Below are 14,402 nucleotides of genomic sequence, written 5' to 3' on the forward strand. Positions count from 1 at the left end.
TTTGCGCAATGCGGCACTGTTATTCAAAAAAACAAGCGCATCGGCAACATTTGAGACGCGCTGAAACCTTGTCGCTGGTAAAAGCGCTGAGCTTGCAGATTATCGGCGTCGGTCAACAAGCTGAGCCGGCGACAGCCATTTTGGCGGGCAAACGCGACCGCGTGTTCCAACAACCGGCTACCAAGACCTAGGCCGCGAACCTCGCTTGACACGACCATATCTTCCAGCCAGGCCACCCTTTCGCCCAGCGCGGTGGAGACGGTGTAAAGCAGATTCACCATACCGACAATTTGGCATTCATGCCGCGCCACCAGAATATGGCCGATGTTTGGGTCGGCAATGATGCGCGCCAAGCCCCGATGCTGAGCGGCATAATCGGGCTGGAACTCGGCTTCTTGACTGAATAATTCGCCTAGTAGCTGACAAAGCGCCGGGATGTCGGCCGCATTGGCTAAGCTTATTTCCATCCCCGTCTCCGGCTAAGCATTAAAAGCATTGTGTAACACCCGATTTCGGCGCAAGGTAAAGATTGGTTCGGCATTGAGCAAAACGCTGGGCAACTTAATTCTTAACAGCTTCAACCTGGATGAGCACCTTGACCTCATCGCCCACTGCCGGCACATATTTGTCGATACCAAACTCCGAGCGTTTTATCGTGCCGACCGCATCGGCGCCACAGGTGTACTTTAATCTGATGACATTCATCCCGCAGTAAAAGTGCTCAACGTCCAAATGCACCGGCTTGCTGATGCCGTGCAAGGTCAAAATGCCATCCGCACCGACCAATTTTTCGCCTTGAAAACTGAGCGTGTCAGATTTAAAGGCCATCAGCGGATATTGCCCGCTATCGAAAAACTCCTTGCCACGCAAATGCTCTTCCAACTCCTTCAAACCGGTACTGATAGACGCGGTGTTGACGCTGATGTCTATGCTGCCTTTACCCGCTGCGGTATCCAGCGTCACTTTGCCGCTGGTTTCGTTAAAACGGCCGCGTTGCGTGGAAAAACCCAAATGGCTGATTTCAAAGCTGGGGAAGGTGTGATGGCTATCGATGGTATAGCTATCGGCGGCCAACACGCTAAAACTCATCAGGCCGGCAGCGGTTATGGAGCAAAGTTTTCGAATCATGACTATGTCCTTTGTGGGTTAAAAAAACGAGCGACACTGCATTATTGCAGAGACTTTGTGATAATAGATCAGCTTAACTCTATCACTCTGGCCATTTGCCGCTCTCATGCAACGAATCTATTACTATTACGCGGCCTTGATGGGCTTCTTCGGCCTGTTTTTGTTAATGATGGCTTGGCATACGCTATTGTCACCATCGAACAAGTTGCCCACTGCATTGCTGTTGTTAATCTCGGCCGGACCGCTATTGCTGCCGTTTAAAGGTTTATTAAACCGCAACCTGAAAAGCTGCACCTGGATGTGTTATTTGAGCCTACCGTATTTCGCGCATGGCGCCGCTGAAGCCTATGTCAATCAAATAGAACGGCCTTATGCGCTGCTGGAAGTGTTGTTCAGCCTGCTGCTGTGCTTCGGCGCCGGCCTGTATGTCTACAAAGCGGAAAAAGCCTGAGCACCGGCGGCATGCAAGTCCCGTTACAATTCGAGTTTCAGAACGATCAGACCTTTGCCAGTTTTTTTCCCGGCAATAACGCCGAAATCGTCACGCAATTAAAGGCCCTGGCAGAGAACGGCCAGGAACAGCAAATTTTTATCTGGGGCGATGCCGGCAGCGGGAAAAGCCACTTGTTGCAGGCCTGTTGCCAGCAAGCCAAACTGGCGGGTAAAGACCCGTTCTATCTGGCTTTTGACATCGACCATTTGCCGGCACCGACCTTGTTGGACGGCCTGGAAGATCTGGAATTGGTCTGTTTCGACAATATGCAAGCGCTGGCCGGCCACCTCGACTGGGAACACGCGCTGTTTGCTTTTTATAATACGCATCGGCAGAACAATCATAAATTGCTGCTGGCTGCCGATTGCCCGCCAAAGTTTTTGGGCTTTGACTTACCCGACCTGAAAACCCGGATGGCTTGGGGACTGACCTTAAAAATCCAGCCTTTGCGCGACGATCAATTAATCGAGGCACTGACTTATAAAGCCCATTTTTTGGGCTTCGACATTCCGCCGGCAGTGGGGCGGTTTTTATTGAATCATTATGTTCACGATTTAGCAGCGCTATGGTTACTTCTGGAAAAAATCGACCGCGCTACCTTGGCCGCGCAACGCAAGCTAACTATCCCGTTTTTAAAGCAAATTCTGGCTGACGAAACATGAGTAGCAAAGTATTGATCGTAGGTGCCGGCGCTATCGGCGGCTTTTACGGTGGCCTGCTGGCTAAGGTTGGCGCAGAGGTCTCGGTGGTGTGCCGCTCCGATTATCACATCGTCAAACAACAGGGTTACCGTATAAAAAGCCATGACTTGGGTTGCTGGCAATTCATGCCTAGTCAGGTATTGCGCAATGCCGCCGATTACGATGGTCAAGCCGATTACCTGATTTTATGCAGCAAGGTAACCCCGGATATCGACCGGGTGGCACTGCTTCGCGATGCGGTAGCTCCACACACGGCGATTGTGCTGATCCAAAACGGTGTCGAGATTGAACAGGAGCTGCAACAAGCTTTCCCGGACAATCTGTTAATCAGCGGCTTGGCATTTATTTGCTGTAACCGGCTGGCTCCCGGCGAGATTAGCCACTTGGCTTACGGCAAGTTGATTCTGGGTAATCTGTCAGATAGCCACGAACCTAAAACATCGCATTTGCGCGATTTGTTCCTACAAGCCGGCATCGAATGCGCGATTAGTGAAGATATTGTCGCCAGCCGCTGGCAAAAATGCGTGTGGAATGCGCCGTTTAATCCGCTATCGGTACTGTCCGGCGGATTGGCAACTCAGGCGATATTGCAGAATCAGGAAAATTTTGTGCGCCGCGTTATGCAGGAAGTCTGCAGTATTGCCGCGGCTTGCGGCCATCCGCTCCCGACCGATATTGTCGAAAAACACATTGCTCTGACCTGTGATATGCCACCCTATAAAACCAGCATGCTGCTGGACTTCGAACGCGGACAGACCATGGAAACCGAAGCCATTCTCGGCAACGCGGTGCGCGCCGCCCAGCGGCAAGGTTTAGACTGTCCTTGCCTGCAGTCGCTTTATGTATTGATGCAACTCCGGGAGCTGCAAATCCGTTCTAATAGCCTTCTTAGCTAATTCACACAATTGACATTCTGCTTTTTGTTATTTTTCGGTTAGAATGTGAAGATTTTCATTGACCCTGTCTTTGAAGAAGCCGTGTGAATTTCGCCTCAGACCTTGCAAAGCGAAGACCGGCCGCATACTTCGCTAGACTAGCAGCTATGTGATCCACAACCAACCGTGGCAATGGTGCTGGGGTTTAAAAGTTTTTATGTCCATTTTTAGAGTATAACCATGACTGATCTATCGCTTTACAGAAACATCGGCATCTTCGCTCACGTCGATGCCGGTAAAACCACGACAACCGAGCGGATTTTGAAGCTGACCGGAAAAATCCACAAAATCGGTGAAGTTCACGAAGGCGAATCAACCATGGACTTCATGGCTCAGGAAGCCGAGCGCGGTATCACCATTCAGTCAGCGGCCACTACCTGTTCTTGGGCGGGCAGCACCAAGCAATTTGAACCACACCGCTTCAACATCATTGACACCCCGGGCCACGTTGACTTTACTATCGAAGTTTATCGTTCCTTGAAAGTATTGGACGGCGGTATCGGCGTATTCTGCGGTTCCGGCGGCGTTGAACCGCAATCCGAAACTAACTGGCGCTATGCGAACGACTCCAAAGTTTCTCGTATCATTTACGTCAACAAGCTGGACAGATTGGGCGCGGATTTCTACCGCGTCGTCAAGCAAGTCGAAGACGTACTCGGTGCAAAACCGGTCGTCATGACCTTGCCTATCGGCGAAGAAGACAATTTCGTCGGCGTGGTCGACCTGTTGACTCGCAAAGCCTGGGTCTGGGATAACTCCGGCGATCCAATGAAATACGAAATCCAAGATGTGCCCGCCAACATGGTGGAACAAGTCGAAGAATGGCGCGCGAAACTGATCGATTCAGTCGCCGACCAAGATGACGACATCATGGAAAAATATCTGGAAGGCGAAGAACCCACCATCGAAGAAATCAAACGCTGCATCCGTAAAGGTACCATCGCGATGGATTTCTTCCCGACCTATTGCGGTTCTTCGTTCAAAAACAAAGGCGTGCAATTGGTACTGGACGGTGTTATCGAATATCTGCCGAATCCTACCGAAGTTAACCCGCAGCCTGAAACCGATATCGAAGGCGTACCAACCGGCGAACACGCGATTGTCGATCCAGAACGTCCGTTCCGCGCGCTGGTTTTCAAAATCATGGACGACCGTTTCGGCGCCCTGAACTTCGTCCGTGTTTATTCCGGCAAGCTGAAAAAAGGCGACTCCGTATTGAACACCTACACCGGCAAAACCGAACGTGTGGGCCGGATGGTGGAAATGCACGCCAACGACCGTAACGAGATCGAAACCGCACAAGCCGGCGACATCGTCGCGTTGATCGGTTTGAAAAACGTGCAAACCGGCCACACCCTGTGCGACCCCGACAAACCGGCCACATTGGAGCCGATGGTATTCCCGGATCCCGTTATCTCCATTGCGATTGCACCGAAAGACAAAGGCAGTAACGAAAAAATGGGTATTGCGCTGGGCAAAATGGTGCAAGAAGATCCCTCTTTCCGCGTTGAAACCGACCAAGAATCCGGCGAAACCATCATCAAAGGTATGGGTGAGCTGCATCTTGACATTAAAGTCGACATCTTGCGCCGTACCCACGGTGTAGACGTCAACGTGGGTAAACCACAGGTGGCTTACCGCGAAACCATTACCCAACGCATCGAAGACAGCTACACCCACAAAAAACAATCGGGCGGTTCCGGTCAATACGCGAAAATCGATTACGTCATCGAGCCAGGCGAAGCAGGCAGCGGTTTCGTATTCGAATCACAAGTGACCGGCGGTAACGTACCTCGCGAATACTGGCCTGCTGTCGAAAAAGGCTTTAAAGCCAGTATCGACAAAGGTGTGTTGGCAGGCTTCCCTTGCTTGGACTTCAAAGTCATTCTGACCGACGGTGCTTTCCACGCGGTCGACTCCTCATCCATCGCTTTCGAAATCGCTGCCCGTGCCGCGTACCGTCAATCGATCCCAAAAGGTAGTCCGCAATTGCTGGAGCCGATCATGAAAGTGGACGTATTCACACCGGATGCGCATGTCGGTGACGTAATCGGTGACTTGAACCGTCGCCGCGGCATGATCAAATCGCAAGATGCCGGTGTTACCGGTGTGCGTATTAAAGCCGACGTGCCGCTGAGCGACATGTTCGGTTACATTGGCGATTTGCGCACCATGACTTCCGGTCGCGGCCAGTTCTCCATGGAGTTCTCGCATTACACCGCTTGCCCACGCAATGTCGCGGAAGAGGTGATCAAGGAAGTTAAGGAACGTAACAAAGACAAATAAGCATTATACGGGCTGATCTTGTCGGCCCTTATTCTGCTTAATATTGCCGATCAGCCACCTGCCGCGTTAAGCGGCAGGTGCATTTTTAACCATAAAGCTTCCGCCATGCACGGCAGCTTGTTCATTTACCTAACCTTGGAAGAACAATATGGCTTTTGTAATCACCGAAAACTGCATCAAATGCAAATTTACCGACTGCGTTGACGTATGCCCCGTCGATTGCTTTCATGAAGGTCCCAATTTTCTGGTTATCGATCCCGACGAATGTATCGATTGCACCCTCTGTGAACCCGAGTGCCCAGCCAACGCCATCCACGCGGAAGACGAATTGCCGGAAGGCCAAGAACACTTCGCAGCGCTGAACGCGGAACTGGCCAAACAATGGCCTATCATTACGGAAGTGAAAGACTCTCTACCAGACGCCGACGAATGGAACGGCAAACCCGGTAAATTTGCGTTGTTGGAAAAGTAAGAACTGCCATTGATTAATGAAATACCGAGCCCATGCCCTTCCGGCATGGGCTCAACCCAGCGTTAAAGCACTCGCTAGTCACTAGCACTTAATCCCGCAAGTTAGCGATAGTATTTCGTGGTTACGCACTACGACCCTCGTGTTTTCGCCATTGAAAAGATGTAGTCATTGGATTGCACTTTGCTCGCGTTAGGCTGTTCGCTACAACCTCTCTGACTTGCTCTCCCGCCAGACCGCCCAGAACCACCCGTGCTTCTGCCGGCTCGCTGCGCGTCACTCTAACTCCACCCGCATTTCCGCGGAACACTCTATTTTTAGGGCTGCTCGTGACACCCCGCCAAGATTACATTATTAGCAGTTAATAATTCACCTCGACACTCGCTACGGCGGTACTTTTGCCACCATTTACGCCCCTTCCGACCCCATTCTCCATCTGACTGCTTGGTACTTCTCCCGTTAGTTTTATTGGTTTAATGTTGTTTCCCGTCATTCAGGTGCCATGATCACCGCCATTTACCTCGCTAAATGCAGACCCGAATAACTGCGGGGGTGGTATCGATTGTCAGAGCATTTTCATCCGACCCAAAACCCATCATGGCGAGAAATCAAGCAAAGCATCCGCAAAACCCCTAAGATCAAAGCATCCCCGCTAACTGTTCTAATTCCGTCATGAAAAACCACCACCGATTACTGCTGAGTTTAGTGCTGGGCGCGTGCGCCGGACTGGTCTGCCACGGCTTTGCCAACAGCGAGGCATTGCAAATCTTTAACCTTTACTTGATGGAACCCATCGGCCAAATCTTCCTGCGCTTGATTTTCATGATCGTGGTACCGATGGTGATGAGCGGTTTGATGTTGGGGGTGTACCAGCTCAGTAATCATCACGGATTGGCACGGGTCGCCCAGCGCACTTTGTTTTTTACACTGTTGGCCAGTTCGGCATCGGTGGCGGTGGGGATTTCGCTGGTCAATCTGGCGCAACCGGGCATGGGGCTGGATATTTCGCAGATGTTGGGCGATAGCAGCGGCGTGAATAAAATCCAGCAAAACGTCGCCCAAGCCAAGCCGGTGGTGCAATCCTTATTGGAGATCATTCCCAAAAATCCCTTCGCCAGTGCTACTCAAGCATTGGAAGGCGAGATGTTGTCGTTGATGTTCTTTTCCTTGGCCTTCGGTGCGGCCCTGGCCGCGACGAATGGCGACAAGCCGTCGCGTTGGGTTGGCTTATTGGAAGAAACTTATGCCGCCTGCTTGTTGGTCGTCGATACCGCGATGAAGCTGGCGCCAATTGCGGTGTTTGCGCTGGTGTTTCAATCGACGTTCAAGTTTGGGCATCACATTTTGTTTTCGCTGGGGTTTTACGTGCTGGTGGTGGTGACCGGTTTACTGATCCAGCAAACCGTGGTTTACAGCATGCTGCTGCGCTTTTTTACCCGCATCAAGCCGCTGAGTTTTTTCCGACAATGCCGGGATGTCTATCTTTACGCCTTTGCCACCGCATCCTCTAACGCCACCTTGCCGCGCTCGCTGGAACTGGCGGAACAGGATTTAAAACTTAGGCCGGAAGTGGCGCGCTTTGTGTTGACGATAGGCTCCACCGCCAATCAGAACGGTACAGCCTTGTTCGAAGGCATTACCGTGCTGTTTCTGGCACAGGTATATGGTGTCGATTTATCGCTGGCGCAGCAGGTACAAGTGGTGTTGATGTCGATATTGGCCGGTATCGGCACGGCCGGAGTACCCGGCGGCTCGTTACCGCTGATCATGATATTGACCCAACAGGTCGGGATTCCAGCCGAGGGCATGGGTTTGATTTTGGGCGTGGACCGCTTCCTGGATATGTGCCGCACGACTTTAAATGTTAGCGGCGATTTGGTGATTGCAGCCTTGGTCGACCAACCCGAACAGCAGCGGCGCTAACAAAATAACTATGTCATATCACGCACTGCATTAGTCATATGCCTTGGTTTTAGCCCCAACTTAAATTGCCTCGCCTTCCGGAACACCTTACATTTCGGGCATTCCGCCACCATGGCATGTAGCTTGCTGAAAATTGAATTCTCGCATGAATTCGATTTGGCATGACTCAACCACACAACGCCGCCACCAGTCAGGAATTGGCCGATTTTTTTAACGCCAGCCACCCGCAACTGCAAAAATATCTGTATTGGCAGGTCCGCTCGCGGGAAGTGGCAGAGGAGCTGGCGCAGGAAACCTATCTGCGGTTTTTGAAACAAGAGCCCCGGCAAATTCTGGATTTGAATGCGTTCATGTTTACCATTGCCGCCAATCTGGCGCGAGACCATCTGCGCGGTATCAAACGCCAGCAACATCGCGAGATGGTGCCGCTGGATACCGACATAGCCGACTCGAAACCGCACACGGAAGACATCGTCGCCAGGCAATATCTGGGAGAACAATTGCAACAAGCCATCACCAGCTTGCCGGACAGAACCAGGGAAATTTTTCTGTTATACCGTGCCGACGAGCTGAGCTACAAACAGATCGCCGCGCGACTGGATATTTCCGAACGCACCGTCGAATATCATCTGCGCCAAGCGCTGCTGCTGTGCCGGCGTTTTTTGACCAATACTTAGCGCTGTTTAAATAGCACTCGACGCAGCCGCGCCCCATTCAAGTATCCATGCTGAAAATATACCCGGTCGAAGCGGCTCGGGCTTTGCTTTACAATCGCGCTCAACCGAACTTTTAGCCGCCGACTACCCGGAGTCCCGCCATTCACCCAATCGAATCATCCTCCGCTTCCGACCGCATCTTTACCGAAGCCAATGCCTGGTTTTTTCGGCTGCGCGCGGACGATGCCGGCCGCGCCGAGCGAGAACGGTTTGCCGCGTGGCTGACCGCCAGCCCCTTGCATGCGGAGGCCTGGGACACTGTGCAAGCGTTGTTCGCGGATTTGGAAGCCCCCGCCAAGGCCGTTCGCCTGCAAACCGCGGCACCCTTGACCGCCAAGCGTCCTCGACGCCGGCGAACCGCTAGCATGGCAGCGGCCTTGGCCGCTTGCGCGGTCTTGATCGCCGTGCTCCCGCAATCGACACTTCTGCAAAACCTACAAAGCGATTATCACACCGCCACCGGCGAACAGCGCCTAGTCACGTTGACCGACGGCTCCCGGCTGCTGCTGAATACCGACAGCGCGGTCGGCATCGAAATGACCGCCGCTGAACGCCGGGTTACGCTGCTGCGCGGCGAAGCGTTTTTCGAAGTGGCGCGCGCGCCGCAACGGCCGTTTTGGGTGGTGGCCGGCGACGCCCGCGCCCGAGTCACCGGCACCGCGTTCAGCGTCGGCCGCCGTTCGGAAAATGTTGCCGTCACCGTCGCCGAGGGCCGAGTGGAAACCAGCACCGAAAGCCATCCCGAACAGATCACAGCCTTGACACCGGGCGAGTCGGCGCATTATAGAGGGGCCCGGCTCTCCGCCAAGCACACGGCCGACATACCGCGCGAATTGGCCTGGCGCCAAGGGCAAATGGTATTCGTGCAAGCGCCGCTGGCCGAGGTGGTGGCGCAAATCAATCGATATCGCCCCGGCCGTTTGATCGTCACAGACCCGCAATTGGAGAATCGGCCGATCACGGCGGTGTTTAATATCGACAAGTTGGGCGATGCGGTATCCGCGCTGGAGCAAACCTTCGGCATTCGAGCCCGGCGTATTGCCGATTATTGGGTGTTGCTGGGGTAAAGTTAGAGCGTGTCCGGCCAAAGTCCGGCCGTATGAATAATGGCAAGCACATGAATGTCCTTATCCTGTACACGGTAAACAACAATGAACGGAAAATGCGTAATGATCAGTTCTCGGGTGCCGTCGATACGGCCCGGACGGCCCATGAAAGGATTTGCGAGTAAGCTATTCAGCGTGTCGTGAATTTTGGTAATAATTCGTGTTGCAGCATTGCGGTTGTCTTGAGCCACAAAGTCGTATATCTCGCTCAAATCGGTCTTGGCTCGCCGGGTATAGCGGAGTCTCATTTCATTGATGGCAACGAATGTTGTTCAAAAAACGCGGCCATTTCCGCGTCGTCAACGAAATCTCCACGGTCAGCTTGAGCAAGCCCTTCCTTGATTTTATCCAGCATGCCATTTTCCCACGCAATGAAATTGCCGATGGCTTGATTCGCTAGCTCCGTTTCATCTCGATGAGTTTGCTTGGCAAGCGCGCTCAATTGGGCTTTTAGTTCGGGATTTATTTGTAAGGTAACAGGCATGGCGGCTTCTTCCGTTGTTCGAAAAACATCGTGAATAACAGTTTAATGACTCGCGTTTCTTAACACAATAAACACAGCGTGGCGTAGAGGTGAAATATTTTTAATTTTGCCTAGGGATATGCGCTAAGCCATCGTCCTTGCTGGTTAATGGGCCGAATCGCCCAGCAACCCTGATGACGATTTATCTTGCGGAGATGTAAATGCCTGATCAAACACCTATCGCCACCCGCTTGCCACGGCGCAAGTCCGAAACACCTGCGCGGCTGCCCGGCGGCCTGTTGCTACTTTCGCTGGCGGCATTCCATGCCGCGCACGGTGTAGAACCGGCCTCGACAGCCCTGGCCGAACAAACGGCCGACTACCGGATTCGCTCCCAAACCCTGGACAAGGCCTTGGTGGAGTTTTCGCTGAAATCCGGCATTCAAGTGGTGGCCGACGGCAAATTGACCGCCGGCGCTATTTCTCCTGGCGTATCCGGCCAATATGCGCCGGAGCAGGCTTTACGAAAATTGCTGGCGGGCACCGGTGTGGCGGTGCAATCCAGCCGCAACGGCACGGTGACTTTGGAAAAAATCGCCGCACCCGAGCCGCAATCTGGCGCCAATACCTTGCCGACGGTGACGGTGGCCGGTAAGGCTGCGTATGACCTCACGGACCCTTATAGCCGCGACTACAATCGGCCCATCGCCAGTACCGCGACCAAAACCGATACCCCCATCATGGAAACGCCGATGTCGATCCAAGTGATTCCGCGCGCGGTGCTGGACGATCAACAAGCGATTTCGGTCGGCGATGCCTTAAAAAACGTCAGCGGCGTGCAATCGGGGGGCTATAGTTTTTACGACAACGCCACGATCCGAGGCTTCGATGCCGGGCAAAGCACCTATCGTAACGGTCTGCGCCAACCTTATATCACCAACCTGGAAACCGCCAATCTGGATCGGGTGGAGGTCCTGAAAGGGCCGGCATCGATCTTATTCGGCCGCATCGAACCCGGCGGTTTGGTCAACCTGGCGACCAAGCGTCCGCTCGACACCCCTTATTATTCCGTTCAACAGCAGTTCGGCTCTTACGACCTCTTCCGCACCACGGTCGATGCGACGGGACCGCTATTGGCGGATAAATCGCTGTTGTACCGGATGAATATCGCATACAAAGACAACGATACCTTTCGGGATTTCGCGCATCAGGAGCATGTGTTTGTCGCGCCTTCGCTAACCTGGCGTCCCAACGACCGTTTCGAAACCAATCTCGACATCGAATATCAGCACGATACCTGGGTGGAAGACGGTAGCGATAGCGGCATTCCGGCTATCGGCAACCGTCCGGCCAATCTCCCGATTAATCGCTATCTGGGCGATGCAGTGTTCAATCGCCAAAACCCGAATACTCAGGATAAGGTGTTGTTGGGTTTCGATTGGTCGTATCAGTTCAACCAAGACTGGAAGCTGAAAAACCGCTTCCAATACATCGACGCGCAATATCATCAATCGATACTCTGGGCGGATAGCCTGGCGGATGACAATCAAACGCTTTCTCGCGGCCTGTGGCATACACCCATCCACCGGATGACCTACAGCACCAATCTGGATTTGACCGGCAAGTTCGATACCGGATTTGCCCACCACGATGTATTGGTCGGCTTCGATTTAAATCGCTTTAACAGTCAGGACGGCGGCGGATTTTCGGGCTATGCCGATGCTTATTCGGACCTGGATATCAATATCAACAACCCGGCGTACGGCGTCGATCTATCGGCGTTGGCCGGCGCGAAAAACTTTTACTATAAATCCCAAGATAACTGGTACGGCGTCTATTTTCAGGATCAGATCACCTTGTGGGACAAACTGCATATTCTGGGCGGCGGCCGCCACGACTGGGCGGAAAATGGTAGCGGCGAATCGTCGAATTCGCATGCCGCAATCTCGATGAAAAATACCCGTAGCGAATTTTTCAGCCCTCGGGTCGGCATTCTCTATCAGCCTTGGCAATGGCTGTCGCTATACGGTAATTACGTGGAGTCCATAGGCAGTAATAATGGCGGGCGCTCCGCCTCCGGCCAACCGTTCGGACCGCAGACCGCGACCCAATTCGAGGGCGGTATTAAAACCGAATTTTTCGATGGCCGCCTGAGTTCCACACTGGCCTATTATCATCTGACCAAACAAAACACGCTGGCCACCGATCCCAACAACCCCTTGTTTAGCGTAGCGGTGGGCGAAGCCCGTAGCCGTGGCGTGGAGCTCGACATAACCGGCCGGGTTACCGAGAACCTGAGTTTGATCGGCACTTATGCCTATACCGATACCAAAATCACCAAGGATTCGGCGGCGACCTATGATGCTGACGGCAACGCCATTGCCACGAACTCGGGCAACACCGGCCACCAACTGCCCACGGCACCGCGCCATTCTGGCAGTCTGTGGGCCAAATATGGCATAGACAACGGCCTTTTGCGGGGCTTGAACTTCGGTACCGGCGTTTATGTCCGCGGCCAGCGGCAGGGCGATAACGCCAACAGCTTCCAATTGCCTGGCTATGCGCGTTGGGATGCCAGCATTAGTTACAGTTTCAAACACGGTGGCACCAAAATCACCCCGCAACTCAATGTCTACAACTTACTCGACAAAACCTATTACGACCATTCCAGCAATCGGCTGAATATTCGCCCCGGCGAACCGTTGACGTTTCTGGGTTCGGTGCGGGTGGAGTTTTGATGCCGCACGCCATAGCGGCTCGGGGCTTCCAACCCCGATCCAAAAATTTTTAGGCTAGCCCGGTGGGAATTTCACTGTCTGATACGTCTTATCCGCTGATGGCCGGCACTTTGCCGGCTTGAAATGGAAATCCTGGAGCCGCTATGAAAATCCGCCCCTTTTGGGTAGTTGTGCATCGTTACGCCGGGCTGGCGATGACGGTGTTTTTGATCATCGTCGGTTTGACCGGCAGTCTATTGGCGTTTTACAGCGAATTGGAACAGCTGATCAGTCCGCAGTTATTCGCTCCGGCATCCGCTTCGCCGCGCTTGAGTCCGCCGTTGCTGAAAGCCAAGGCCGAACAGTTGGTGCCGCAAGCTAGCGTCGTGGCAATATGGCTGGAGCACGATGCCGCGAATGTTGACCTGGAGCCCCTTAGCAATCCTGCTAACGGTAAACCTTATGAACTCGGCTTCACCCAGTTGATCCTTAATCCCTATACCGGCGAAGAACTGGGCCGCCGCACTTGGGGAGCGATTTCCGAAGGCTGGATCAACCTGATGCCCTTTGTTTACAAGTTGCATTATGCGCTGGCGTTGGATGAAATCGGCGGCTGGATTTTGGGCGTTACCGCGCTGGTGTGGACCTTGGATTGCTTCGTGGGGTTTTATCTGACGCTGCCCGTTGCAAAACGACACACCTCGCCGGCTGCCCACGGAAAGCCGCGTTCGTTTTGGCAACGCTGGGCGCCGGCCTGGAAAATCAAAGCGCGCGGTTCCCGCTTCCGCATAAACTTTGATTTGCATCGGGCCGGTGGTTTATGGGTGTGGGCCATGCTGTTGGTGTTCGCCTGGTCCAGCGTTTATATGAATCTGGCAGATACTGTTTACGCGCCGGTCACCCGGGCGGTATTCACCGATTATCACGAACCCTGGATCGATTTTCCTGATCTGGACAAACCCTTGGAGCAGCCAGCAATTGCCTGGTCTGACGCTTACCGGATAGCCGTCGAGCAGATGGGCCAAGCGGCGCGTGAGCAAGGATTTGTGATTCAGTCACCGTCAGGCTTTCGCTATAACCCGGCCAAAGGGTTTTATGTTTATCAGGTGCGCACTAGCCTGGATATACAGGACAAGCACGGCACTACCCGTTTGGTAATCGACGCAACCACCGGTGCTGAAAAATTGCTGTTACTGCCCCGCGGCCAATATGCCGGCAACACAGTGACCAATTGGTTGGGGGCCTTGCACATGGCCAACGTGTTCGGCATGCCTTACCGGATTTTTGTGTGTCTGCTGGGGCTGGTGATTGTGATGCTATCAGTAACCGGAGTAGTCATCTGGCTGAAAAAACGCCGGGCCAGACTGCAAAAAACGGTGTTGCAGGATTAAGCTTAAGAGGCTGATGCCAGCGAGTAAATTATGGTTTTCGCTGGCGTCCGCCATCCCATAAGCCTCACCATCGA

14 protein-coding genes are annotated in these 14,402 nt (G+C 53.3%); 10 read left to right on the forward strand and 4 right to left on the reverse strand.

The window, feature by feature from the left end:
* Positions 1-23: 23 nt before the first annotated feature.
* Both DDY07_RS18205 and DDY07_RS18210 read right to left on the reverse strand, forming a co-directional pair.
* Positions 24-467 (reverse strand): GNAT family N-acetyltransferase, encoded by a 444-nt coding sequence (locus DDY07_RS18205; protein ID WP_171696905.1) that lies wholly within the window; start codon positions 465-467, stop codon positions 24-26.
* 94 nt (positions 468-561) lie between these two features.
* Entirely contained in the window at positions 562-1,128 is a 567-nt protein-coding gene (locus DDY07_RS18210; RefSeq protein WP_171696906.1) for a YceI family protein, read from the reverse strand.
* 106 nt (positions 1,129-1,234) lie between these two features.
* Between DDY07_RS18210 and DDY07_RS18215 the strand changes: the two genes are divergently transcribed.
* The 8 genes from DDY07_RS18215 (at position 1,235) to DDY07_RS18250 (ending at position 9,718) form a co-directional block, all read left to right on the forward strand.
* Entirely contained in the window at positions 1,235-1,579 is a 345-nt protein-coding gene (locus DDY07_RS18215; RefSeq protein WP_033158283.1) for a DUF2069 domain-containing protein, read from the forward strand.
* 11 nt (positions 1,580-1,590) lie between these two features.
* Positions 1,591-2,283, forward strand: coding sequence for a DnaA regulatory inactivator Hda (gene hda, locus DDY07_RS18220; RefSeq protein WP_033158284.1), 693 nt, complete (start codon positions 1,591-1,593; stop codon positions 2,281-2,283).
* Positions 2,280-3,218, forward strand: coding sequence for a ketopantoate reductase family protein (locus tag DDY07_RS18225; protein WP_033158285.1), 939 nt, complete (start codon positions 2,280-2,282; stop codon positions 3,216-3,218). Before hda ends, DDY07_RS18225 begins: the two co-directional genes overlap by 4 nt.
* 219 nt (positions 3,219-3,437) lie before the next feature.
* On the forward strand, positions 3,438-5,543 hold the full coding sequence (gene fusA, locus DDY07_RS18230; RefSeq protein ID WP_033158286.1) for an elongation factor G: 2,106 nt from the start codon (positions 3,438-3,440) through the stop codon (positions 5,541-5,543).
* Positions 5,544-5,691: 148 nt separating this feature from the next.
* Positions 5,692-6,015, forward strand: coding sequence for a ferredoxin FdxA (fdxA, locus tag DDY07_RS18235; protein WP_033158287.1), 324 nt, complete (start codon positions 5,692-5,694; stop codon positions 6,013-6,015).
* Between the two features lie 669 nt (positions 6,016-6,684).
* The gene (locus DDY07_RS18240; protein ID WP_171696907.1) at positions 6,685-7,935 is read left to right on the forward strand and encodes a dicarboxylate/amino acid:cation symporter; all 1,251 of its coding nucleotides are present in this window, start codon (positions 6,685-6,687) and stop codon (positions 7,933-7,935) included.
* Between the two features lie 161 nt (positions 7,936-8,096).
* Positions 8,097-8,612, forward strand: a complete 516-nt coding sequence (locus DDY07_RS18245; RefSeq protein WP_171696908.1) for an RNA polymerase sigma factor — start codon at positions 8,097-8,099, stop codon at positions 8,610-8,612.
* Between the two features lie 176 nt (positions 8,613-8,788).
* Complete coding sequence (locus tag DDY07_RS18250; protein ID WP_367650922.1) at positions 8,789-9,718, forward strand: FecR domain-containing protein; 930 nt, start codon at positions 8,789-8,791, stop codon at positions 9,716-9,718.
* Positions 9,719-9,720: 2 nt separating this feature from the next.
* On the opposite strand, the gene DDY07_RS18255 is transcribed toward DDY07_RS18250, so the two are convergent.
* Both DDY07_RS18255 and DDY07_RS18260 read right to left on the reverse strand, forming a co-directional pair.
* The gene (locus DDY07_RS18255) at positions 9,721-10,005 is read right to left on the reverse strand and encodes a type II toxin-antitoxin system RelE/ParE family toxin (protein ID WP_171696909.1); all 285 of its coding nucleotides are present in this window, start codon (positions 10,003-10,005) and stop codon (positions 9,721-9,723) included.
* The gene (locus DDY07_RS18260; RefSeq protein WP_171696910.1) at positions 10,002-10,241 is read right to left on the reverse strand and encodes a CopG family ribbon-helix-helix protein; all 240 of its coding nucleotides are present in this window, start codon (positions 10,239-10,241) and stop codon (positions 10,002-10,004) included. The genes DDY07_RS18255 and DDY07_RS18260 overlap by 4 nt, the downstream gene beginning before the upstream one ends.
* 200 nt (positions 10,242-10,441) lie before the next feature.
* Here DDY07_RS18260 and DDY07_RS18265 point away from each other — a divergent pair, with 200 nt between their 5' ends.
* Positions 10,442-12,958, forward strand: coding sequence for a TonB-dependent receptor (locus DDY07_RS18265; protein WP_171696911.1), 2,517 nt, complete (start codon positions 10,442-10,444; stop codon positions 12,956-12,958).
* Between the two features lie 143 nt (positions 12,959-13,101).
* The gene (locus DDY07_RS18270) at positions 13,102-14,328 is read left to right on the forward strand and encodes a PepSY domain-containing protein (protein WP_171696912.1); all 1,227 of its coding nucleotides are present in this window, start codon (positions 13,102-13,104) and stop codon (positions 14,326-14,328) included.
* Positions 14,329-14,402 lie beyond the last annotated feature (74 nt).

Source organism: Methylomonas sp. ZR1 (assembly GCF_013141865.1).
Taxonomy (GTDB): domain Bacteria; phylum Pseudomonadota; class Gammaproteobacteria; order Methylococcales; family Methylomonadaceae; genus Methylomonas.